Here is a 22265-nt window from a genome sequence, read left to right as displayed (position 1 = left end):
ACTATTTTTCATGCATTACCGTCATCGACTGCCAATTTTCAGGAGCACCCTCGGCAAGATAGGTTTTGGCTTTGGAAACAAAATACTGCGTAACAGTATCTTTTGGATTTTTCTCAAGAATCTTTTCGAATAGGAGTAGTGCATTAGCAAAGTTTTGCTCAAAAAATAGTTTTACACCCTCATCATAATCCTGTTTTGTTTCCAATTTTAGGCTAATGCTTTCCACACTATCACCATCTATGCATTCGTAAATGCCAATGGCTTTTTGTTTCCCTTTTACCCGGACCTTCCCCAGATATCTAAAATTGAAGCCAGTGGTATCCGCCATAGATTGCAAAGTGTCCTCACTGATAATGATGTTGGCGCCAAAATGTTTGGTCACTCCCTCTACACGGGATGCGCTGTTTACCGTATCGGCAATCACCGCAGGATCATTCCGCTGTGTATCCCCAATAATACCCATGATCAGTTGCCCGGTATGCAATCCCATCCCCACCGATATCGGAACATAACCCTTTTCCTTAACCCTTCTTTTATTATACAGGGCCAAGGTCCGTTGCATTTCAATGGCAGCATCCAAAGCGTTTTCGGATTTGTGGGGGAACAAAGCCATGATTCCATCACCTAAATACTGATTTACAAAACCATTATTCTCCTTAATGATAGGCCCCATGCGCCCCACATAAGCGTTGACAAATTTGAAGTTCTGTTCAGGTGTCATGCTTTCGGCAAGGGTTGTATAATCTCGTATATCCGAAAATAAAACTGAAACATTCTTTTCGATATGGTCCCCAAGCTTCACATCGGTTATGGACTGTTTTCCCACAGACTGCACAAATTCAGAGGGAACAAACCTTGAAGTCGCCCTATGAATGGTATTCAGGTTGATATGTGTTTTTATTCTGCTGAGTAGTTCATTTTTTGAAATGGGCTTGGTCAAATAATCATTGGCCCCGGCGTTAAATCCGGTGACGAGTTCATTGACCGTATTTTTTGCTGTCAACAAGATTACCGGAAGGTCACTGGCAATATAGCGTTCCCTGATTTTTTCACAGACCTCGTATCCTGAAATTCCAGGCATCATCACATCAAGAAGGACAAGGTTGTACAATACATCTCCGTCCAGTTCTTCCAATGCTTCTTTTCCTGAGCTTACCTCGGCAACCTCATAGCCAGCTATGGTCAAATGGTTCTCAAGTACCCTTCTGTTGACCGGTTCATCATCAACAATCAAAATCTTGGGAACTTCAAGACCTTGCAGTTTTTTTGCTCCTGGAAGGGGTAGTTTTCCGTGGGATGTGGAAAGTGGCAGAACAAAATCGGTTGAAGCGAGTCCGTTTGCTTTAAAGTCCTTCCGGTCCATTGAGCTCAACGGAAGTGTAAAGGTGAAAATAGAGCCCTTGTTCGGTTCAGATGTCGCCTGAATGGTGCCGCCATGTAACTCTACCAATTGTTTTGTAACGGACAAGCCCAAACCAGTTCCTCCATATTCCCGTTGGGTTGACCCATCAGCCTGCTCAAAGGAATTAAAGATGGTTTCCAATTTATCCTGCGGAATGCCAATTCCTGTATCTGTAATGGAAATGTGTAGCATATCCTCCTTCACCTCAGAGAGAAGGGTCACATAACCTTTTTGGGTAAACTTAATGGCGTTGCCGATTAAATTATGCATGATTTGCTGCAACCTGTTCTCATCGGCATCCACTAAGGGCACTTCTTTTGGGATTGAATTGATCAGCTTCAACTTTTTATCTTGAATAAGCGGATATGATAGCCGTAACACAATGGTGGAAAGCGCATGAATATCAACTGGGCGTATCGAGAGGGCGATGTCTTTATTCTTCAGTTTTGAAAAATCCAGAATGTCATTGACCAAATGTGAGAGTCGTTTTCCGCTGTTGGCAATCATTTCCAAATTTTCGAGTGCGGCTTTGGGAAGTTTTCCAGCTATCCCATCTTTTAAAGATTCCGTTAGTCCGATGATACCGACCAAGGGAGTTCTTAGCTCATGGGAAGTATTGGCCAGGAATTCGTCTTTGAGCTTATCAATTTTTTCAAGCTCAACCACACGTTGCTTTTCAATCTCTGTGCGTTTACGTTCTTCAACGATCATCCTTTTCTTTTCTTCATCAGCATGTTTTATACGCTGATTGTGCTTGTATCTATTGAAGGCGAAGTATCCAAACAACAAGAGGATCAGCGCTGCTCCGATGATTATATTCCGCAAGGTTGTTTGGCGTTCAAGCTTGAGGCCGGTAATTTCCGCGTCCTTTTCCAAGGCGGCTATGGCACTTTGCTTTTTTTCAGTATCGAATCTTACCTGAAGCTCTTCAATTTGTTTGGACCTCGATTCGTTGAACAAACTGTCCTTGATATTGATGAATTTGTTTTTGAAAGCCAAGGATTTTTGATAATCACCGGTTTCCTCATACAATTGGGAAAGAATATCATAGTTATCCTTAAGTTCCGATTTATCTCCTATTTCTCCAGCGATTTGAAGGGCGGTGTTCAGGCTTTTCTCGGCTGTAGTATATCTCTTTAGCTTAAGATTGATGGACCCGATTTCGGAATGGCTCATGGCCAGCTCACGTCGTAACCCCAATTTTTCCCGTAGCACAAGTGCTTTATTGTGGTATTCCAGTGCGGTTTGATACTTTTTTTGGAACCCATACACTTTGCCCAAGGCTTCGTAGTCATAGGCCATGCCCCAATCACTTTGCGTTTCTTGGTCCAGGGCAAGCGCTTTATTGAAATATTCCAAAGCCCTGTCATACTGCTCCAGTTGCATATGGGTATCCCCAATATTAAAAAGGCAATTGGCAATTTCAGTTTTATCCCCAATTTCGGTAAAGAGGTTTAGCGCTCGATTGTAAAAGTCCATGGCATCCAATTTTTTGCCCGTTTTTTTTACAATCTCCCCCATGGCGTTCAGGGTGGTGGCAATGCTGAAGGAATCATCGGCCTCTTCGTAGATTTTTAGGATGGTGTAGTAGATTTCCAAACTCTTGTCAAAATTGCCAAGATCATCAAGGATAATGGCTTTTTGATACAAACCGTTCGCCATTGCAAAGGGTTCCTTTTTGGTTTGATAAAAATCCAGATACTTATCAATATAATCCAGTGCATCGCTGTAGTTGCCCTTTTGCCGCTCCAGTACCGCATATTGATAATGGCCTAGGGAAACACCCCAAGGTATATTTGCTTTTTTACTGATGGTATAGAAGCTATCGATATGTTTTTTGGCCAAATCCACGTTGCTTCTGTTGTTGAGGTATATCCAAGAAATGTCCTTCAATACGCGTACTCGGGCAGAATCGGATTGGGCAGTTTGGTACTTTCCTCGAAGACTATCGATGGTTGTTTGGGCTTTTAGGGAAACAACCAAAAAGCACATAAAAAAGATTATGTGGATTGAGGTTTTTATGGTATTGGTTTAAAGTGGTTGACAAACAGTTACTTAAATGTAAGGCTTAAAGCGTAAAGCGCAAAATAAAAGGCGTGCCAACGACACGCCTTTATTCGATTGATGACTAAACTTGGATTTAAAATCTGATATCGAATTTTAAATCTTCCCCTGCTACATTGAATTTGGCCATCTCAAAGTTTGGTGGACCAAATGACATATCGTTGCCAGACATTCCGAAGCTTTCCTTTGGCATGCCGTTACTTTCAAAATCCATGCGTTGATTTTCATTGATATCATGTAAGGCCATGATGGCATAAGTACCTTTCGGTACGTTTTGGAAAGTGAAGGAAACTTTTCCGTTTTCAATGGTGCTTTCCAGATTTTGTATTCCGGGACCTTTCATGAAGGTATCCTGGGTATGAAGGCTAACCATTACTTTGCCTTCATCACTCAATACGTTTTCAATGGATACTACAATGCTGTTGACAGTTTTTTCTTGGGAAAAGCCTAGGAAGCATACCAAAAGTAATCCCAATGTTAGTGTCGCAGTTTTCATAATGATTGTTTTTGATGTTTTTGATGCCTCAAAACTCCTTCAAGAGACACACTTTTAAAATTTAAGCCTACCGAAATGTTGTTTTTGGCGACTGAATCGTCATCAAAAAATTGTCGTTCAATTCATCACTAAAATTCTACAGTTGGGTCTTCTTGATTGGTGTGGCCGAAACGTGTGGAGCAATTTTGTAGTATCAAACAACGAACAGTCATGAAAAACCAGATGCTATTACTCATTACATTATTTAACGCAGGATTATTGTTTTGCCAAACCACAATATCGGGTACGGTAACCGATGCTAAGGACAATCCGATAATCGGGGCCAATGTATATTTGGAAGGAACCTATGATGGCGCCTCCACAACCGAAAATGGAAAATTCAGCTTTGAAACTACCGAAATGGGAACACAGACCTTGGTGATTTCCATGTTATCGTTTGATCCGCACTACGAAGTGGGGGATGTAAAATATTTTGAGAACCTTCAAATAAAATTGGTGGAATCCATCAATGCGTTGACTGGGGTTACCTTAACTGCAGGAACTTTTGAGGCAGGGGACAACTCCAAAGTTTCAGTGCTTAAACCTTTGGATATAGTCACCACAGCCGGAGCTGCAGGAGATTTTGTCGCTGCGCTTCAAACCTTGCCAGGAACAACCACGGTAAATGAGGATGGTAGACTTTTTGTGCGGGGAGGGTCTGCCGGAGAGACACAAGTGTTTATTGATGGACTCAGGGTCTTTCAACCTTTTAACGCTACCGCCAACAATATGCCAACACGGGGTCGATTTTCTCCCTTCTTGTTCAAAGGAATTACGTTTAGCACTGGAGGTTATTCCGCAGAATATGGACAAGCCTTGTCGAGTGTTCTGCTTTTGAACACCACGGATGTTCCTGATCAGGAGAAAACCGATATTTCCATAATGTCCGTGGGAGGAGGATTGGGCCACACCAAAATTTGGGGTGACGAATCGTTGAGTATCAACACATCCTATATCAACCTTTCTCCATATGAGGCATTGATTCCTTCCGATCAAGGAGTAAGCTGGAATAGCCCTTACGAGTCCATTTCCGGAGAGGCCGTATTCCGAAGTAAGGGAGAAAAGAGCATGTTCAAACTTTACACAGGATTCAATCATGCTAACCTTGATATTGAACAAGAGGATATCAATTTTGATGATTTTATCCAGTTTCGATTGAAGAACAACAACCTTTATTTTAACTCATCCTATAAATATTATTTCGAAAACGATTGGAGCCTTACTTCCGGAGCTGCCATTTCTTGGGACACTAATGACATCGGTTTGATGGAAGATGCTATTGACACCAAAGAAACAGCTTCCCATATAAAGGTAAAGGCACGTAAGAATTTCAGCAACAGGTTCAACCTTACTTTTGGAACCGAGTTATTCAATACGGACTATAAAGAAACTTTTGCTGCAAATGATGGTTTTATGTTCGACCGTAACTATGATGACCGTCTCTGGGCAAGTTTTATGGAAACGGATATTTTCTTGAGCAATCAATTTGCCATGAAATTAGGGGTTAGGGGAGAGCATAGTTCGCTCCTGGAGGACTTTACCATTTCACCCAGGGTATCGGTGGCCTATAAGCCAGGAGAAAAAGGACAATTTTCGTTGGCTTATGGAGATTTCTATCAGAATCCAATGAGCAATGTGGCCAAGTTTGGACAGCCACTTTTATCCGAAAAAACGTCACACTACATTTTAAACTATCAGTATGTGGGCGATGGCAAGACTTTTAGGGCTGAAGGTTATTACAAGGATTATGACAATTTGGTAAAGTATGACACAGAATTACCTCAGTTCAATTCCAATTTCACCAATCTCGGTAGCGGATATGCTGCTGGTGTGGATATTTTTTGGAGAGATAACAAGAGCATTGACAACTTGGACTATTGGGTTTCCTATTCATATTTGGACACGGAGCGGGATTTTCTAAACTATAGGGAAAGAGCCACTCCCAATTTTGCTCCAAAACACAATTTCTCCGTTGTGACCAAATACTGGATGGACAAATTGCGGTCACAGGTTGGACTTTCATATTCTTATGGATCTGGAAGACCTTATGATAACCCCAACACACCCGAGTTTTTGGCCGAGAAAACACGTTCATTCAATAATTTGAGTGTCAACTGGGCCTACCTTATAGATCAACAAAAAATTCTGTACTTCTCAGTCAATAATGTATTGAGCTTTAATAATGTCAGTGATTATCAATATGCCGACGCCTCCAACCTAAATGGAGTTTATGATAGAAGGGCCATAACCCCTCCGGCCGATAGCTTCTTTTTTGTTGGTTTCTTTTGGACGATAAGCAATGACGGCAAAAGCAATCAGTTGGACAATCTGTAGTGCAATCGCCTAGCAAATCACTGTTGCATCTTTAAATAGTAATCCGCGGAATGTTTTCCGGAGCCGTACACAAAGAAAAAGATACAGGCCAATAAAGTGACTGTTGCCAAAATAAGATTGGTTGTATTCATTTCCCCTAAGAAATTAGTCAATACCGCTCCAATCAATATGGGTAGCTGTGCCGCGGCTGCCCATCGCGTTAACAGACCAACAACAATCAAAAAACCACCGACAAAATGAGCAGGAGCAATATAATGCAGGAGAATCATTCCTCCGGGCATTTCTTGAAAAGGCCTAACCATGGCGGCCATCTGCTCATGGTTGGTCATAAATTCCACTCCCTTGTAAAAAAGAAATATTCCAAGGGCTACTCGAACCAAATCCAAAGGATAATAGGTATGGGCATTGGCCCATTTGTTCAAATTTTTAACTGTTCCCATGACATTGGAGTTTTAGAATGAATATTATAATATACTCATTTTTAACGGGGTACGGAAATATCAAAACAGGCCTTTATCCAAATAATTTGGCATTGTAGGCATTATGATCGCCGTGTAAGCGATAAAAAGCCTAGGAATTGCTTAGATCCATTTCCATTTGGATATCGCTTCGCTCATAAGGAGAAGTAGCGCCTATTATTTCTTTAAAACCCAGCTTCTTATACAAGCTTAGCGCTGGACCAAGAACTCTATTGCTTTCCAAAAATAACTTGGTTGCACCTAGCGATTTGGCTTTTTCAATGATATGCTGACCCAAGAGTTTGCCGATACCCTTACCTTGGGCTTTGGGTGATACGCCCATTTTTGCCAACTCATAATCAAACCCTTGATGATCACTATTTATCAAGGCACATACGCCAACAGGTTCATTATTCAGCAATGCTACGGCAATATATCCTCCTTTGTCCAAGATATACTCCTTCGGGTTGTGAAGTGAGAGACGGTCCATTTCCTCCATTTTGAAGTATTTGATGATCCATTCCTCGTTCAAAACTCTAAAAGCTTCAAAATAGGTCTCTGTACAGGGAACGATTTGAATTTGGTCCGTCATAACATGAAAAAGGGGTAAGAAAACACAAAAATAATGGTAAATAACTAGATATTCATGCAGATAATCATACTAGTAACATATTGATTTATAAGAAAAAGGAAGAAACTTCGTTATACAATGGCACTTGTCGTCAAATAACCGTGTCGTTCATCGATTAAATTGGTTTTTTGCCGATAAAATACCTATTATTACAATTAAGTTAATAGTAAAACTCTTACAAGAATCCCAAATCTTGCTAATGAGACCAGACAAAAACCACATACCTATCCCCAACGGGATGTTTAACCTACTAAGAATTTTTGGCTATGGCTATAAAACTACCCATTCAATGCAAAAATATCTGCATAGGACATAACGTTCGACTTCTTCTGTTGCTTTTACCTTGCCTGCTTTTTGTTGAATCAAGAGCTCAAGATGGCAACCCCTATGTAAGTTACGATGTTCCATTTCAGAACCTGTTGAAATTCAACCGATTCTTGATCAACCCTACTTTTTCAGCGGTTCGCGAGGACAAATCATACGTAAACCTGTTCCATAGAAGTCAGAGTGCAGACTTTGACAACAACAATCAAAATTACTTTCTGAGCTACAGCGGCCGAATCAATGATCGTGTTGGATTAGGTGTCAGTTTGTATAATCAGCAAGAAGGCGTCATTTCCAATTTGGGTGTGATGGCGAATTATTCACATGGGATCCAGTTGGGCCAAAAAAGTAGTTTGAGTTTTGGCGTGAACATTCCCTACTATGTGAGTAGCTTTGACCCGGATAGGGCGGTAACCTTGGAAGATGATCCTTTATTAAGTGATGCCTCCCAGAACTCCATCATTTCATTTCAGCCTGGATTGAATCTCTCTTTAGGAAAATTCGACTTTGGAGTGTTCGCTCAAAATTTGGTGGACTACAATATCAAATCCGGAAGATCCTTGACTGAATTCAACGACAAAACCTTTTCTGGCCATATACAATTTGCACATGAATTCAAAAATGGCGCTGGTATCTTCGAAGATGGTCGACTTTTGCCTTTGGCCAGAGCGCGATTTGAAGGAAGGACAGACCCTATTTTTGGAGGTGGACTCATTCTTGATCTACCAAAGTTGGGATGGATACAAGGTGGATATGACCAATTCTACGGCGCATCGGCCGGTACCGGATTCAATTTAAACCGAAGACTGTCCTTTGGATATAACTTTGAAAAGAACATCAACAACAGCTTCACCAACTTGGGAGTGACCCATGAGGTTTCGATTGCATTTTCTTTTGTACCCAATATGTCCAAAAATGTTTTGGCATCCAATGATGAAGGTTCCACGCGAAAGCCTATTGAGGGAACTTTTGTAGCTGATATCAAAAAGGAAAAGAAAAAATCGAAGAAGAGCAAGTTAGAAGCAGAGACCACATTGAGACCAACCAATAAAGAAGATTTAGCATTCTGGGAAGAACAGGTAAGGCAGTTAAAAGAACAGCAAGAAGATAGCTATGCGGTAATTGATGAATTGCTCTTTAAAATGGATTCGCTTGAAAGAACCAGACAGCAAGACATGGAAAAACGATTTGAAATGGTCATGCGGATGGTTAAAAGACAGACAGACAACAAACGTCCAGATGTTGAAGCCAAGGCCCAAAAACTTTATCTGGCAAAAAGCACAGCTGATTTAGATTCCATTTTCGATAGCTTGGAACAAACACAGCTAGCAGCGGCAAGTCCAGCAAAACCTAAAAAGGTAATTGCAAAACCTAAGGCAATGGCTCCAAAAGAAAAAGGAGCATTCACTGGAGGCGCGTATAAGCCTGTCGAAAAGTTCATTAGTCTCGACGGAGTTGGAAAAGGTCATTACATTGTAGCCAATGTATTTAAAAATGAGCATTATCTAAAAAGTTTTATGGCGAAACTGAAAGCTAAAGGACTGAATGCTAAGTATTTCAAAAACCCGGATAACGGTTTAAACTATGTGTATTTGGCCAAATACCAAGAAAATGAGGATGCCTACACCGCGTATAGATCCCAAATGAAAGGAGCCTATAAAGATGAAATCTGGATAATGCACGTGAACAATCCGCGATATTCCGGATGGGCCGATACCAAGTTTCAGGACAATGAATAGTCAGTGGAACTGTCGTTTGCTAAGCGCTCGGTAATCGTTTGACAATAAATTTCATTTGACCTCTATGATTGGATTCATGTTCGCACACATGAAACCACTTGCAATAGTTGTTGGTGGGTTTATTTTGAAAAAAAGGCTCCGCCTTTTCTAACCAACTATCATCTCTTTTTGCAAATTCCTGATGAGTTATTTCCCTAACTTCCTCCAATTTGGATAGATAATACTCAACAGGATGTCCTTTTATTATCTCCCTACCGGCTTTGCCCATGGACATCGGAATATCCCACTCGTTTTTGATTTCGTCGCTCCAGGAACCCCATTCCATTTCATCAAACGTGTTCAGCTGATAGTATCTTTCTGTTGCGGCCAAATGTAACAACATTGCCCCAATGGAGTTTGATTCATCATCAATTTGATAATCCAACTGCTCCGGGGTCAGATTTTTGACTGTGCCAATAACCCAATGGCGCATCATGGTCATTGTGGAAAGTAAAGTTCCTATTTCTGGTGAGAATCCTTCTTTGGGTCCTATAAGATACAAATCATCTTTTGAGCTTTTTTTCGCTTTTGTATTAGCGAAACTTGAAGTAGGAGTAAGGGTAAGTCCGGCTGTGACCAGGGCAGATCCAGCTAAAAATTTTCTTCTTGATGCTTTCATGAAATCGGTGTTTTAGAGGTAAATAGTTGTTTTTTAATCTCTTACAAGATACAAAACACCTACTTCCGAAAGCTAAAAAGGATCATCTTCAGCCTTAAATCAATTTTGAGATGGCTTTGCTTCCGGGATCCTCCCTTTCTGAAAGTTCTGAAACAATTTTAGGATGATCCTGTGGTCGGGTCTGCGAAAGTTTATAGGCCGCTTGAATATCCATAATCTGAATTTGGAAACCAACCACACCTTTTACTTGTCTCAGTGTTTTGGGAGACATATCATTGAGCGAAATGGGGTTTTTAGAACCCTTCTCGTACTTCTCTACCAATTTATGCAGGGATTCCATGGTTTCCTCATCATTCAAAACCTTCAACCTCCCATATACATGAACAGCAATGTAGTCCCAAGTCGGCACCTCTTCTTCTTCGTACCAAGAGGAGGACACATAGGCGTGAGGCCCATTAAAAATGCATAAAACCTCGTTGGATGCCTCAAAGGCCTTCCATTGTGGATTGGCCTTGGAGATATGCCCCTCCAAGACATCGTTTCCTTTATCATCTTGATCCAATTCCAACGGAATATGGGTGGCCCAAGGTTTACCATCGACCTGATTGACCAAGATACCGAAGCTGTTTTCTTTTAAAAATGTTTTGACCTCGTCAACATTTTCATTTTTGTAGTAATGTGGAATGTACAAGCCTAAAAAAATTCAGTTAGCATATTTTTTAACGATATCCGAGACATCATCATATCGTTTCCATGTTTTTGGGCGTTCGTAGTCTAAGCCCGATTTCATGACCTGGGCGTTTGGATAATTTTCCCGTATGTTCCCCCATGTGGTATCTTCCCAAAAAGTATCTTCCAGTTTTTGAAGCTTTACATTTTTTAGTGAGCCTGATACCGCTTTGTCGATTAGGGGCCACCACAGACTTTCAGTTTCTCTGTCCCAAAGTACAAAACCATCAAGGCCATCCCATACTTTGGGATCAAAATAGGTATACCCGCTAAGTGCGAAGGTGAACACTTTGTCCGCATAGGTTCGTTTATAGATTGCCCCCAAATCGGCCAAAATGCAATAGGCTGCAAAAATTGGTTCTCCGTCCAACATATCATTGACCACTTCGTGTCGAGTCAGGTCCGCTACGGAATAAGCTTTGATTTCATTTCCCTTTTTGGCGAGCAAAAATCGACTTTCCGGTGTCCAGGAGGCATCTGCTTCTTGAATGGTCTGAAATTCTGGTTTCAATAGTGCCGGAAAACGTTCACGACCAATTCCATAATGAAATTGTGCAGGTTTTAGGTCGAGATTATCTATGATAAAATGTTGTGAATCACTTTCGCCACCATACAGGACCTTGCTTCCATCCTTGTCAAAAAATTTACCGTTTTCCAAAGCACTTGGTCTTTGTGACAGCCCAGTAAAAGCACAGAGGATGAATATAAAAGTAAAGGTTGTTCTCATCTTGGATTGATTTATTGTAGAAAGTTACAAAAACCAACCGTTAAACTAATGACCATCAAATCATCTATTGCTCAATGATGATTTGAATTTTGATAGTGTTCCCGAATAAGATCTCTTCCAAAATCCCCATCAAAATCCCTCCAAACGGAATGGATATGGTTGGCGTTGTTTTGAACATTATCAAATTCAATCAGGAAGCTTTTACCCTGAATACGGTAGTAATGAGGTTTACCAGCGGAAGTAGCACCTGCCCATCCAAAATAGATGTTTGCGGGTTGTTCATCCTTCACATTATCCATTCGTTTTTTGGCCAACTCATCGGGCATGGCCGAAATGTATTCGTATATGAGTTTCCAGAGCAGCTCCTGTTGGGCTTGATTCAAGGCTTTCATGGTTATTCCTACTGTTTCCAAAGGTTTGACTTCGGAATCCACAAAAGAAACAATCTCCCTTAAGGCCGTTTTGCGGAAAATAGCCTTGTTTTTTTGATTGGTATCCAAAGCATTTATCAATTCCAATCCCAAATCTTCTTCTTTGGTCAGGACCCGTTGACCTTTTCGTTTTCCGGAGAGTATGGTGGCAGGGGATGCACCCATAAACCTCGGTGCAAGGGAAACATGATTGCCTACAGTGGTGAAATTCAGCGAAAGATGGTGCCCTTCAAACGACCAGCCCCAAACAGGATCACTCAATGGATTGCCATAGAAGGCGATATGGTATTTGTCGGAATCCCTCATATTCGCATTTCCCTCCAGTTCCAAGAGCACATCTTCCAATGCAATAATTTTTAAAGTCTTTTGATAACCGGATTGACTCAGGTGGCTTTTTAGCATGGTTTGGAAAAAGTCTTTTTGGGAGACATTGAGTTCCGCCAAGGAAATACCGCTTTTATCCAACATGGAGGCAGGAAAAAAATGCCAAGATTCCCTAGAGCCATCACTAAACTCCATCACAGCTTTGTCTCGTTGTGTTTGGTTAAGAGAATTAAAGAAATTGGCCACCGAACTTTGACCGAAGCCAATGGCGCCAACAAAACTGAAAATTAAAATGGCCCTAATAGTTTTATGCATCACATCGCTTTTAGTAAAGGTACTGGAAATGTGGTGGACAATTTGGGCGTAATTTGTTATGTATGGTCATTACAAAAAAATAGGAGCTTTGAAAGCTCCTATTTTAATGATGAGATCTACTGCCTCACTTGCACTTCTCCGCTGGCGCCACTCAAATCTCCTCGGAATATCCAGAGTTCTTGTTGGCTTCCGTTGGTAGAGCTTTCAAAATCGGTAAGGAAATTCATGAAGCTACCGGGTCCATGAACTTCTTCAAACCATTGTGGAAACTTATCTTCTCTTCCCATCCACGCCGATTTATCAAAGAAATCGACCCAAACCATATCTTGACCGTCCATATTGTTGAGTTCATTAAAATAAACACCCCATTGATGGTCTCCGTCTTTAGTTTTAAATACTTCATAGACCTTGTCCAAAACATCCATGAATTGTTGCTCCTTAAAGCGTTTCATATCCAGCATAAAAATGGCCAGATTTTTTAGCTGGAAGTTCTTGTTGAAATTGGAATGTTTGAGGTCATTTTTCCAAAAGGTGGTTTCCATGGACGCTTTTGAATATGGCGCAACATTTGCGTTCCAATCGGCGGCATGGGCCGCGTCGGGATTGTTGGCCTCATCCATTGCTGCCCATGAGGTAGGGCCCAAACTCCAGATGTATTTACCGGAATTTTTTCCGCTTGAAATCCAAAATACGCTTACTGCGCTAGCACCTTCCGTATGGAATTTTTTGTTGTGCGCGGCCAAACCGGCTTCAAATTCTGAAATCTTTGCAGGATGGGCGGTCAACATAACGTTCATGAACATTGGGCCTTCTTGATTTTCTTGTGCCATTAATACACAAGGAATCAGCAATAGGGTAAAAAATAGCTTTTTCATTTTTATTGATTTAAGAGTTAGTAAAAGGAAGCCTGTATTAAAGTTTCCTAATTTGAATGGAGAACATAGAACAGGCGGGAATTAAGTAATCACTGTTTTGAACAGCCTACTTGCAGTTTTTTTTCATAAAGTTTAGAATTAAAGGTTGATATAAATATTGAATTAGTCTGCACATTTGGTAATCGACACCTTGCTCAATTCCAAACAGCATATATCAACCTACACGGATGCAAGTAAAGGTTCTTTACTGTGGGGGATAAACCAGGAAAGTGGGACAGGGGGAAGAAGATATCCTAGTATTCTAAATATAATAAAAAACTGGTAATGAGGGGGTTAAATAGACGTGGAAATACTGTTTATTCATGAAAAATGACTGATTCATATATGGTTTCCTACAAGATGTATCCTATTTTATATTCAATTCCGATAACCTCTAGTCCAAATTGGAAACAAAAAAATCCCAAAGCCGAAAACTCGAACTTTGGGATTGTCAACCTAAAACAAAAACTACTCGAACGTAAAACTGCTTTCTACTTTTTCTGAAACCCTAAAATATCCATATGGGGTGTTATCCGGATTGTCCACGTTGATACAATTACCGACCAAGGCCACAGGGGTTGCGCTAAACGGATTCCCCCCGCTTTCAAACTGCTCGACAAGAAGCCGCAGATAATTATGGTAATCTTCTGAAATGCCCAATAAAACAATATCCACCGTGTCACCCGGTTCAAATTCTTTGATGTTTTCCGCATCGTCCTCTATTTTCTCGTAGTAAAAGGTCACCTCGTTACCATCCACAAACTCATCTTTGATATAAAAGAGTTCTGGCAATTGGTCAACCCTACTTTGAAATCGTAGGAAGTAATAGTTTTCGATATCGGCAGGGTCAAGAAAAGAGACATTGACCTCCAAGGCTTCATCATCCTCGCCATCTTCGCTAGATTGGGTTATGGATGAAATGTCACTTACAGGGAACATGGTCTCTGTAGCGGTGTAGCGCTCACCCTCATATACCACCTCAAGCGTGTAAGAGTTACCAATTACCGGAACAAATGAGGCTGTAGTATACCGGCCATCATTTTCATCCTGAAAAGTAAAAACAGCCCCGCTATCGTTATTGCTGACATGCACTGTTGCGCCAGTCACTGCGGAATTGTTTTGACTTTCAAAATAAGGTGTAGAGGTACTTAAAAGAATGGTCTGCTCGTTTCCAGATGTGCCCTTTTCCCAATCCAAAGAAGCTTCAATGGTGAGTCTTATCGGACCTTCGGGAACATCGACTTCGATAACATCGGTACAAGAAGAAATGCCGATCAATAAAGTGATAAATAAGATTTTATATATGCGTTTCATCGTTTTAGAATTTAAAGTTGTAGGTGACTGATGGCACTATGCCAAAGATTGCGGTCCGGGTTGCTTCATTGGCCCCAGTTTCAAAGTTTTGTCCGAAGGAGATGGAAGCGGCATTTTTGCGATTGTACACGTTGTAAATCCCAAATACCCATTCTCCTTTCCATTTTTTGTCCGGTCTTTTGTTCGGCCTATATGTTGCTGAAATGTCCAATCTATGGTAGGCTGGCAATCTATCGGCATTGCGGTCGGAATATGATGCGATGGATATGCCTTCGTACTGATATTGCCCATTCGGATAGGTCACAGGCCTTCCCGTCTGGAAAATGGCATTCGCACCAAAACTCCATTTATCATTTAATTGATATGCTCCGGTGATGGAAATATCATGGGTCCGGTCATGAGGCGTGTTGTACCAATCTCCATTGTTTATGCCCGGACCACCTGCATTTCCGCCGAAGGTTCGCTGTTCCGATTTTGATAGGGTATAAGATATCCATCCTGTTAAAGGACCTTCGTTTTTTCGGAACAATAGTTCAAGACCATAGGCTCTGGACTCACCATTAAGAATTTCTCTTTCGATGGTATTGTTCCCGATCAAATCAGAACCATCGATGTAATCAATACGATTGTCCACGGTTTTGTAATAGGTTTCGACCTCCAATGAATACATCTTATCCCTAAAGTTTCTAAAATACCCTATGGCATACTGATCGGATAATTGTGGTTTGATGTACTTTCCACTTGGTGTCCAAACATCAAGAGGGGTAACGGATGAAGTGTTGGACAACAAATGAATGTATTGTGCGGCCCTGGAATATCCGAATTTGACGGATGAATAATCGTTGATTTGATAAGCCAAAGCTAGCCTAGGTTCAAAATTACTGAAGGTTTCAATACTCTCACTCTTGCTATATACAGTTTCACCTATGGGGTCTGCTCTTTGGTAAAATCGCAAGGTCTCATTGTAAACCAAGGGCTGGTCATTGGCATATTCAGATAATGGTTGTCCCCCCATTCTGTTAAAATGACTGAATCGCAAACCATACTGGGCAGTTAATCTATCGGTCAATTTATGCTCTGCATTGATGTAGGCAGCACTTTCCAACGCTCTTTTCTTATCCAGTTGCAGTTCATTAATTGAAGAATTAGGCCCAGTTGGCTTGATTTGCCCAGGATCAAATTCATACTTGATCGTGCTTATTCCAAAATCGAGCTTAAAAGCATCACTGAAGTAATATTTCAAATCGTATTTGGCGTTGTAATTTTTGATGGACGAGATCCAATCGAATTCAAAATCCTCAATACCCAGTTCATAATCATACTTACTGTAGATCAGGGAAAGGTTTGAGAACAATCGATCATTGAAAATATGGTTCCATCTCAAATTTCCCGAAGCATTGCCGTAGCTACTGCTGAAAGAACCATCGAAATCAAAAACATCCCTCCCAAAATATCCTGAAAGAAATAGCTTGTTGTTATCGTTTAAGCGGTAATTGGTTTTTAGGTTGAGGTCGTAGAAACTGACACTGTTCTTTTCACCTGCCAATTTTAAAAATAGGTGGGCATAGGATCCTCGTCCTGCAACAAGGAAGGAGCCCCGGTCACCGAACATAGGTCCTTCAGCCGCCAATCGACTGGAAATGGCTCCAATACCACCGGTCAAGGCAAAATTCTTGCTGTTACCATCTTTTTGGCGTACATCCAATACAGATGATACACGTCCACCGAATTTAGCAGGTATACCTCCTTTATAAAGCTTAAGGTCCTTAACTGCGTCTGCATTGAAAACGGAGAAAAAACCGAGCATATGCGAAGTGTTGTAGATGATGGCCTCATCCAATAACACCAGGTTTTGGTCCACAGCTCCACCGCGAACATGAAAACCACTTGATCCCTCACCGTTATTGGTGACTCCGGGTAAAATTTGAAGTGATTTAATGACATCCACTTCGCCAAGTACTACTGGCATTTGCTTTACCGTTTTTATGTTGAGTTTGGAAACGCTCATTTCAGGCTTTCTTAAAATGGCCCTTTCCGGTTCTTCGGCAGTCACCTCAACTTCATCGAGCTGTGTGGAGACCTCAGCGACTTCAATATCAATTTTTTGGTTTTGGTCCAATACTACCTGCATTGAAATCTCTTTATATCCTAAATGGGAGAAAACAAGTGTGTAAGATCCTTCAGGTGCCGTAAGGGAGTAGAACCCGTATTCGTTGGTAATCGCTCCAATGGTTGTACCCTTTAAAAATATTGAAGTGCCAAAAAGGGTCTCTCCATTATTCTTGTCCTTTACGTTTCCGCTGATGGTATAATTGTTTTGGGCATTTACGGTAATCATTCCCATTAAAAGACATAATCCCATAAGTAACCTAAAAGACCTATGCCTTTCCTTTTTTATCCTCATTTGTTTTTTGATTTAAGATTAGATTGAATCGTTTTTTGATCTATTCCACCTAAGGACATTTGAGAAAAAAAAGGGTTGCATCAAATCGAAAAGAAATTCATTCCGGACGTATTTTTAACGAAACATTGGGAATTGCTCCCTCAGCTATCAACTTAAAATTTGCAAAAGTTTTGGTGTTCGTATTGGCAGAAGTGTCATTTAGCTAAGAATATGAGTAAGGTTATAAAGTTTGATTAAATTCATATCCCGCTAAACAAAATAACGCTCGAAAATGAACAAATTTCTCCTAATGGCAACGGCAACTTTGCTGTTGATTTCCTGTAAATCCAAAAATTCTGAAGCCACTGCTTCCGCAGACAAAAAGAACAAGATTCCTGTGTACGCATGGATTGGTGGACCTGGTGAAGCTACCGATGCTGAATTGACAACCCAGTTTAAAGATCTTAAAGAAAAAGGAGTGGACGGACTTATGTACAACGGTGGGCAGAATCCGGAAACTTATAAAAGAGTTGGAGCGTTGGTGAAGAAGGCTGGAATGGAATTCCACACTTGGATTCCAACCATGGTGCAAGGAGAAAATCCTAAGATTGATAGAGAGTGGTACGCAGTCAATAGAAACGGGGAATCCGCCTTCGATAAGCCGGCCTATGTGGACTATTATAAATTTTTATGTCCTAGCAAAGAGGGGACCTACAACTTTTTGGCTGAATTATATGGCGGTGTCGCCGACGTGCCCGAGGTAGATGGTATTCACCTGGATTATATCCGTTTTCCCGATGTTATTTTGGCTCGTGGACTATGGGATAAATATGGTTTGGTAATGGATAAAGAATACGCTCCGTATGACTATTGCTATTGTGATGACTGTACTTCCGATTTTAAAGAAAAGACCGGTATAGACATAAAAGAGGCAGAGGATGCCACACAAGTTGGCGAATGGAAACAGTTCAGATATGATCTTATTACCAATATGGTGGGCCGTTTGGCTGATGTGGTTCATTCCAAAGGAAAAAAAATAAATGCGGCTGTTTTTCCTGGTCCGTCAATTTCCAAAAAATTGGTGCGCCAAGAGTGGAATAAATGGAATCTGGATGCGGTATATCCTATGAACTATAACGACTTCTATTTGGAAGGACCGGAATGGGTAGGAGAGATTGTTAAGGAAGAAGTAGGAGCTGCAAAAGCTGGCGTTCCAATCTATAGTGGATTGTTTATTTGCCCTAAACCCGAAAAGAAAGGAAATGAGAAGGATCCAGAGAATCATGGGTTATTGCCTGAAGAAATTGGCACGGCCATAGCAGGTTCCATGAAGAATGGAGCAACCGGAATATGTCTCTTTACCCCTGGTAGAATGACCGATGCGCATTGGGAGGCTTTTGAAGAGGCAATCTATATGGATTACAGCAACCAATAACCAATACTTATATTTTTAAAGTCCGGCTTTTCAAGTGAATTGCCGGACTTTTTATTTTCAGACAACAGTTCAGGCATCAAAATCTACGATTGGGTAACAGTTTTTGGTCACAAACAAAGTTCGTGGGCACTTTTGCGCCATAAATAATTAAAAAACGAACAGTGATGAAAAAACTAATCCTTCTTATTTTAATTGGTTGTGTCGGGGTAGTCTCGGCACAGGATAGGTATACCCAAGGTATGGAAAAAGCGTTTCAACTTTGGCAAGATCAAAAACCTATGGAAGCCGCAAACCTTTTTGAGCGTATTGCCATGGCAGAACCCGATAATTGGATGCCCTATTATTACGTGGCTCAGATAAACACGATCTACTCCTTTGGTGTAACGGACTTGGAAAAACTATCCAAACAGCTGGAAAAAGCTAAAGAGTTTTTGGATTTGGCCAAGGCCATTTCACCAGAAAATCCGGAATTATTGGTGCAAGAGGCCATGATAAACACTGCATGGATTGCGTTCGATGGGGCCACATATGGAATGACCTTATCCGGTAAGAATGCACAACTCTATCAAAAAGCGCTTGAACTAGCGCCGGAAAACCCAAGAGTGGTGTTTTCGAAAGCGGAATGGGACATGGGGGCCGCCAGATATTTTGGTAAGGATACGACTCCTTATTGCAAAGATGTTGAAAGAGCCTTGGAACTTTTTGCTAATTTTAGCAATGATACTCCGTTCTACCCTTCATGGGGAAAAGATAGGGCGGTGCAGGTACTAGAGCAATGTAAGTCATAAGTATGCAGAACTTTATCAAGGTTTTAAAAGTCTCCTTGTTAATCACGGTATTCGTCGCTGTCCTAAGCATTTTTGTTTTTGGGGATGGCGACTATTCTTTTGAAAGTATAAGGCGTAATATTGTGATCAGTTTTATTTTTTCATTTGGGTTGACAGCAGTCAACTCATATTACTACGATGGAATGAATATCCGCTATTCCTGGGAGAAAGACCCTAAAAAGCGGTTGTGGATAGGTGCCATCGGGGCCCTTATCTTGACTATTATCACCTTTGGCGTATTACGCTACCTGGTCCATTTCTATTATCAGGGTTTGTCCATTGCTGAATTCCTTGAAAAAGAAACCATGGACTCCTACATCATAGCGATTGTGATTACCATCATAGCCTCGCTTTTTACCCATGCTTTTTATTTTTATCGGGCCCTTCAAAAGAAAGAGGTAAAGAAACAAAAAATCATCGCCGGAACGGCTTCAGCTAGATTCGATGCGCTAAAAAATCAGTTGGACCCCCATTTTTTGTTCAATAGCTTGAATGTGCTTACAAGTTTGATCGAAGAGGACCAAGACCAGGCCCAAAAGTTCACCACTTCGCTATCAAAGGTATATCGATATGTACTGGAGCAGAAAAATAAAGATTTGGTAACGGTTGATGAGGAACTCAATTTTGCCCGTACTTATGTACGACTTTTAAAAATGCGGTTTGAGGACAGTATTGTGTTTGAAATCCCAGAAAAAAGCAGCATGCCGGATGCAAAAATTGTCCCTTTGTCGCTGCAACTGCTGTTGGAGAATGCGGTAAAGCACAACGTGGTTACATCTTCCAAACCCTTACATTTAAAGGTAGTAGAAGAAGATGGAATGTTGGTGGTGCGGAATAACCTCCAAGAAAAGCAAGTGGTTAAAAAGAGCAGTGGGGTTGGACTTCAAAATATTAAGCAGCGTTACGGAATCCTAACAGATCGGGAGGTGGGTATAAGCAAGACCAATACTGAGTTCAGTGTTGGCCTACCCATGCTTACCGAGCAGATTTCTGTCATAGAAACCCAACAGAGCTATATTGAAGAGAAACGTTATTTAAAGGCTAAGGAAAGGGTCAAGAGTATAAAGGAGTTTTATTCCAACCTAACGGCCTATTGCATTGTGATACCCTTTTTATGGTGGCTCAATTTTAGGACTACAGAGTTTCTGTGGGCGTTTTTCCCCACTTTGGGCTGGGGCTTTGGGGTTATTGCCCATGGTATGGAAGCCTACGGTTACAACCCACTTTGGGGTAAGCGATGGGAAGAACGCAAAATCCAGGAACTGATGGATAAGGATGATTTTTAATGTCATCCAAAGGTTCAGAAACAATTCATCCACCTAAAACAACAGTTCGCGAATCCATTTTTTTACCAACCCTTATTTATATGGAATTTTGAGGTGTAATTAAAAAACACCTAAAAACATAACATATGGAAATTCTTGACGAACATAGATATCGAAGGGCAAAAGAAAAGGTAAGAGAACTTAAATGCTTTTATGGGAATTTGTTGACCTATTTTCTGGTCATTCCCTTTTTAGCCTATATAAACTACAGAACCACGAGTTTCTTGTGGGTCGCATTCCCAGCAGTAGGATGGGGTATTGGATTGTTCTTTCACTGGATGAAAGCAACAGGATATCACCCGCTACTTGGGAAAAACTGGGAGGAGCGCAAAATACAGAAGTTTATGAACGATGATAAATTCTAACGAATAGCTATATTTAATAATTATCCCACACCGACCAAAAATGGAGCGTTCAAATAAGGAAACTAAATACATCCGAGCCAAGGAAAGGGTAGATGAACTGAAGAAGTTTTATGCCAATCTATGGTCCTATATCATGGTGATTTCAGCTTTGGCATTGATCAATTATTTAGTCAACGAATTCCGCTATATGTGGTTTTTGTGGGCTGCATTTGGTTGGGGGATTGGGATTCTTTTTCACGCAGTTGGTACGTTCAACCTCAATCCCTTTTTCGGTAAAAATTGGGAAGAGCGCAAGATCAAGGAATTGATGGAAGAGGATGAAAAAACAAAAAAATGGAGGTAATCATGGAAAATTTTGATAGAGATAAGTACAAAAGAGCCAAGAAACAGGTTGAAGAAATCAAAGGATTTTATATCCATTTAGCGGTATATGTTGTAATCAACACCTTTATTCTGATCAACATTTACAATCATTCCGAGAATTTTTGGGAGTGGCCCCACTTTATAACCTTGGGCGCCTGGGGAATTGGGTTACTGTTCCACGCCTCGAAAACCTTTGGGTTTAATTTGCTGTTCGGGAAAAACTGGGAGGAGCGACAAATCCAAAAGTATATTGAAAAGGATAAAAGAGAGATGGATAAATTTAAGTGATGAGAGATTTAAACAAATACGAACGTGCGGCAAAGCGGGTAAAGGAGCTAAAGGGCTTTTACAACCACCTGAAAATCTTTGTTATTATCAATGGACTCTTCTATCTCATTAAAAGTGGATGGTTGACTCCAATAATGCCTGATGGGTTTCCTACGGAAGCATATTATTTTGATTGGATAAACGCCAATGTAGCTATCTGGGGTATTATTGTGGTCATACACGGCCTTACGCTCTATAGACACAAATTACCCTTCCTTAAAAAGTGGGAGGAAAGACAGATCAAGAAAATCATGGAACAAGACCAAGAAGAGGTCAAAAAATATAAATAAACAGTACCAAACTGAAAACAACACCAATTTAATCATAGTAATCATTAGTAG

20 protein-coding genes are annotated in these 22265 nt (G+C 40.8%); 9 read left to right on the top strand and 11 right to left on the bottom strand.

Translation table 11 applies throughout. The annotated features are described in order from the left end of the window. Position 1 precedes the first annotated feature (1 nt). Positions 2–3394, bottom strand: a complete 3393-nt coding sequence (locus ACULLH_RS07995; protein ID WP_454088219.1) for a tetratricopeptide repeat protein — start codon at positions 3392–3394, stop codon at positions 2–4. A gap of 148 nt (positions 3395–3542) precedes the next feature. Beyond that, positions 3543–3962: a DUF2141 domain-containing protein gene (locus ACULLH_RS07990; protein ID WP_454088218.1), complete on the bottom strand. Its 420-nt coding sequence runs from the start codon at positions 3960–3962 to the stop codon at positions 3543–3545. Between the two features lie 210 nt (positions 3963–4172). On the opposite strand from ACULLH_RS07990, the gene ACULLH_RS07985 reads away from it, so the two are divergent. Beyond that, complete coding sequence (locus ACULLH_RS07985; protein WP_454088217.1) at positions 4173–6335, top strand: TonB-dependent receptor; 2163 nt, start codon at positions 4173–4175, stop codon at positions 6333–6335. Between the two features lie 17 nt (positions 6336–6352). On the opposite strand, the gene ACULLH_RS07980 is transcribed toward ACULLH_RS07985, so the two are convergent. Next, on the bottom strand, positions 6353–6775 hold the full coding sequence (locus tag ACULLH_RS07980) for a DoxX family protein (RefSeq protein WP_454088216.1): 423 nt from the start codon (positions 6773–6775) through the stop codon (positions 6353–6355). A 130-nt stretch (positions 6776–6905) separates the two neighbouring features. After that, a complete protein-coding gene (locus tag ACULLH_RS07975; protein ID WP_454088215.1) occupies positions 6906–7385 on the bottom strand; it encodes a GNAT family N-acetyltransferase in 480 nt (159 codons plus the stop codon). A 305-nt stretch (positions 7386–7690) separates the two neighbouring features. Here ACULLH_RS07975 and ACULLH_RS07970 point away from each other — a divergent pair, with 305 nt between their 5' ends. Then, entirely contained in the window at positions 7691–9487 is a 1797-nt protein-coding gene (locus tag ACULLH_RS07970) for a PorP/SprF family type IX secretion system membrane protein (RefSeq protein WP_454088214.1), read from the top strand. A gap of 19 nt (positions 9488–9506) precedes the next feature. Here ACULLH_RS07970 and ACULLH_RS07965 read toward each other — a convergent pair whose 3' ends face one another. From ACULLH_RS07965 to ACULLH_RS07935, 7 genes are all read right to left on the bottom strand, one after another. After that, a complete protein-coding gene (locus ACULLH_RS07965; protein ID WP_454088213.1) occupies positions 9507–10145 on the bottom strand; it encodes a DinB family protein in 639 nt (212 codons plus the stop codon). 94 nt (positions 10146–10239) lie between these two features. Beyond that, positions 10240–10836: an FMN-binding negative transcriptional regulator gene (locus tag ACULLH_RS07960; RefSeq protein WP_454088212.1), complete on the bottom strand. Its 597-nt coding sequence runs from the start codon at positions 10834–10836 to the stop codon at positions 10240–10242. A 12-nt stretch (positions 10837–10848) separates the two neighbouring features. Continuing rightward, complete coding sequence (locus ACULLH_RS07955; protein WP_454088211.1) at positions 10849–11601, bottom strand: DUF3179 domain-containing (seleno)protein; 753 nt, start codon at positions 11599–11601, stop codon at positions 10849–10851. Between the two features lie 71 nt (positions 11602–11672). Further along, positions 11673–12671: a DUF3500 domain-containing protein gene (locus ACULLH_RS07950; RefSeq protein ID WP_454088210.1), complete on the bottom strand. Its 999-nt coding sequence runs from the start codon at positions 12669–12671 to the stop codon at positions 11673–11675. 116 nt (positions 12672–12787) lie between these two features. Beyond that, positions 12788–13546, bottom strand: coding sequence for a hypothetical protein (locus ACULLH_RS07945; RefSeq protein WP_454088209.1), 759 nt, complete (start codon positions 13544–13546; stop codon positions 12788–12790). 507 nt (positions 13547–14053) lie between these two features. After that, on the bottom strand, positions 14054–14899 hold the full coding sequence (locus tag ACULLH_RS07940; RefSeq protein WP_454088208.1) for a DUF4249 domain-containing protein: 846 nt from the start codon (positions 14897–14899) through the stop codon (positions 14054–14056). A gap of 4 nt (positions 14900–14903) precedes the next feature. Beyond that, positions 14904–17303: a TonB-dependent receptor gene (locus ACULLH_RS07935; protein ID WP_454088207.1), complete on the bottom strand. Its 2400-nt coding sequence runs from the start codon at positions 17301–17303 to the stop codon at positions 14904–14906. A gap of 271 nt (positions 17304–17574) precedes the next feature. Between ACULLH_RS07935 and ACULLH_RS07930 the strand changes: the two genes are divergently transcribed. The 7 genes from ACULLH_RS07930 to ACULLH_RS07900 all read left to right on the top strand — a co-directional run bounded on the left by ACULLH_RS07930 (position 17575) and on the right by ACULLH_RS07900 (position 22214). After that, entirely contained in the window at positions 17575–18717 is a 1143-nt protein-coding gene (locus tag ACULLH_RS07930; protein WP_454088206.1) for a hypothetical protein, read from the top strand. 164 nt (positions 18718–18881) lie between these two features. Further along, positions 18882–19505, top strand: a complete 624-nt coding sequence (locus ACULLH_RS07925; RefSeq protein WP_454088205.1) for a tetratricopeptide repeat protein — start codon at positions 18882–18884, stop codon at positions 19503–19505. Positions 19506–19507: 2 nt separating this feature from the next. Continuing rightward, on the top strand, positions 19508–20830 hold the full coding sequence (locus tag ACULLH_RS07920) for a 2TM domain-containing protein (RefSeq protein WP_454088204.1): 1323 nt from the start codon (positions 19508–19510) through the stop codon (positions 20828–20830). Between the two features lie 125 nt (positions 20831–20955). After that, the gene (locus ACULLH_RS07915; RefSeq protein WP_454088203.1) at positions 20956–21234 is read left to right on the top strand and encodes a 2TM domain-containing protein; all 279 of its coding nucleotides are present in this window, start codon (positions 20956–20958) and stop codon (positions 21232–21234) included. Between the two features lie 40 nt (positions 21235–21274). Next, on the top strand, positions 21275–21577 hold the full coding sequence (locus ACULLH_RS07910; RefSeq protein WP_454088202.1) for a 2TM domain-containing protein: 303 nt from the start codon (positions 21275–21277) through the stop codon (positions 21575–21577). Then, positions 21568–21885, top strand: a complete 318-nt coding sequence (locus ACULLH_RS07905) for a 2TM domain-containing protein (protein WP_454088201.1) — start codon at positions 21568–21570, stop codon at positions 21883–21885. The genes ACULLH_RS07910 and ACULLH_RS07905 overlap by 10 nt, the downstream gene beginning before the upstream one ends. Next, positions 21885–22214 carry a 2TM domain-containing protein gene (locus ACULLH_RS07900; RefSeq protein ID WP_454088200.1) on the top strand — a complete coding sequence of 110 codons (330 nt, stop codon included), beginning with the start codon at positions 21885–21887 and terminating at the stop codon, positions 22212–22214. Before ACULLH_RS07905 ends, ACULLH_RS07900 begins: the two co-directional genes overlap by 1 nt. Positions 22215–22265 lie beyond the last annotated feature (51 nt).

Source organism: Flagellimonas sp. 2504JD4-2 (assembly GCF_053642935.1).
This window is presented reverse-complemented; position numbering and strand designations above follow the sequence as displayed.

What these genes read in the sequence shown, in the direction of transcription:
- ACULLH_RS07995 (WP_454088219.1), bottom strand. Translation starts at nt 3,394, where the DNA reads ATGTGCTTTTTGGTTGTTTCCCTAAAAGCCCAAACAACCATCGATAGT.
- ACULLH_RS07990 (WP_454088218.1), bottom strand. Translation starts at nt 3,962, where the DNA reads ATGAAAACTGCGACACTAACATTGGGATTACTTTTGGTATGCTTCCTA.
- ACULLH_RS07985 (WP_454088217.1), top strand. Translation starts at nt 4,173, where the DNA reads ATGAAAAACCAGATGCTATTACTCATTACATTATTTAACGCAGGATTA.
- ACULLH_RS07980 (WP_454088216.1), bottom strand. Translation starts at nt 6,775, where the DNA reads ATGGGAACAGTTAAAAATTTGAACAAATGGGCCAATGCCCATACCTAT.
- ACULLH_RS07975 (WP_454088215.1), bottom strand. Translation starts at nt 7,385, where the DNA reads ATGACGGACCAAATTCAAATCGTTCCCTGTACAGAGACCTATTTTGAA.
- ACULLH_RS07970 (WP_454088214.1), top strand. Translation starts at nt 7,691, where the DNA reads ATGGCTATAAAACTACCCATTCAATGCAAAAATATCTGCATAGGACAT.
- ACULLH_RS07965 (WP_454088213.1), bottom strand. Translation starts at nt 10,145, where the DNA reads ATGAAAGCATCAAGAAGAAAATTTTTAGCTGGATCTGCCCTGGTCACA.
- ACULLH_RS07955 (WP_454088211.1), bottom strand. Translation starts at nt 11,601, where the DNA reads ATGAGAACAACCTTTACTTTTATATTCATCCTCTGTGCTTTTACTGGG.
- ACULLH_RS07950 (WP_454088210.1), bottom strand. Translation starts at nt 12,671, where the DNA reads ATGCATAAAACTATTAGGGCCATTTTAATTTTCAGTTTTGTTGGCGCC.
- ACULLH_RS07945 (WP_454088209.1), bottom strand. Translation starts at nt 13,546, where the DNA reads ATGAAAAAGCTATTTTTTACCCTATTGCTGATTCCTTGTGTATTAATG.
- ACULLH_RS07940 (WP_454088208.1), bottom strand. Translation starts at nt 14,899, where the DNA reads ATGAAACGCATATATAAAATCTTATTTATCACTTTATTGATCGGCATT.
- ACULLH_RS07935 (WP_454088207.1), bottom strand. Translation starts at nt 17,303, where the DNA reads ATGAGGATAAAAAAGGAAAGGCATAGGTCTTTTAGGTTACTTATGGGA.
- ACULLH_RS07930 (WP_454088206.1), top strand. Translation starts at nt 17,575, where the DNA reads ATGAACAAATTTCTCCTAATGGCAACGGCAACTTTGCTGTTGATTTCC.
- ACULLH_RS07925 (WP_454088205.1), top strand. Translation starts at nt 18,882, where the DNA reads ATGAAAAAACTAATCCTTCTTATTTTAATTGGTTGTGTCGGGGTAGTC.
- ACULLH_RS07920 (WP_454088204.1), top strand. Translation starts at nt 19,508, where the DNA reads ATGCAGAACTTTATCAAGGTTTTAAAAGTCTCCTTGTTAATCACGGTA.
- ACULLH_RS07915 (WP_454088203.1), top strand. Translation starts at nt 20,956, where the DNA reads ATGGAAATTCTTGACGAACATAGATATCGAAGGGCAAAAGAAAAGGTA.
- ACULLH_RS07910 (WP_454088202.1), top strand. Translation starts at nt 21,275, where the DNA reads ATGGAGCGTTCAAATAAGGAAACTAAATACATCCGAGCCAAGGAAAGG.
- ACULLH_RS07905 (WP_454088201.1), top strand. Translation starts at nt 21,568, where the DNA reads ATGGAGGTAATCATGGAAAATTTTGATAGAGATAAGTACAAAAGAGCC.
- ACULLH_RS07900 (WP_454088200.1), top strand. Translation starts at nt 21,885, where the DNA reads ATGAGAGATTTAAACAAATACGAACGTGCGGCAAAGCGGGTAAAGGAG.